The following is a 716-nucleotide window of genomic DNA, read 5'->3' as shown; positions in this document are numbered from 1 at the left end:
TAGAAATCTCTGAGCAAGAGTACTTCGACAACGGTATCCTGATGGTTGCTATGGTTCGTGCGGGTGTTGAGCTAGCGTTTGAAGCAATGACGGCATCTGGCATCATCGATGAGTCTGCTTACTACGAGTCTCTGCACGAGCTACCACTGATTGCGAACACTATCGCACGTAAGCGCCTATACGAGATGAACGTGGTTATCTCAGACACTGCGGAATATGGTAACTACCTGTTCGCTAACGTAGCAACACCGCTTCTACGTGAGAAGTTTATGCCAGCAGTAAATACTGACGTAATTGGTAAAGGGCTAGGTGAAACTTCTAACCAAGTAGATAACGCGACTCTTATCGCTGTAAATGATGCTATCCGTAACCACCCAGTGGAGTACATTGGTGAAGAGCTACGTGGTTACATGACTGATATGAAGAACATCGCAGTAGGCGGCTAACTCCTATCCAAGTTAGTAAAGAACTCCAGATAGACTGGGGTCAATAAATACAAAATAAAACACAACATCTAATCAAAAGGCTTGGTCGCCGTTGACCAAGCCTTTTTGTTTTTATGGAAACGATTTTTTCTTCGAACTGTAGGACACCTTCGCTGTTGGAGTCGAGATATGTTCGTTGGGATAGAATTGATAGAAGTAAAGGTATCGTAAGTGTTGACTGAATTTGTCCTTAAGAAGACAAAATTGAAGTGAATCCCGAATCCCGAATCC

The 716-nt window shown here is 43.6% G+C and carries 1 pseudogene; it reads left to right on the top strand.

The annotated features are described in order from the left end of the window. Positions 1–446: pseudogene (locus tag KIO97_RS26915) on the top strand (ketol-acid reductoisomerase); the annotation flags it as partial. Positions 447–716 lie beyond the last annotated feature (270 nt).

Origin of the sequence: Vibrio sp. B181a, from assembly GCF_030248375.1 — a bacterium.
GTDB lineage: Bacteria > Pseudomonadota > Gammaproteobacteria > Enterobacterales > Vibrionaceae > Vibrio > Vibrio campbellii.
Note: the sequence above shows the minus strand (reverse complement) of the source record. Positions and strands in the feature narration are given on the sequence as shown.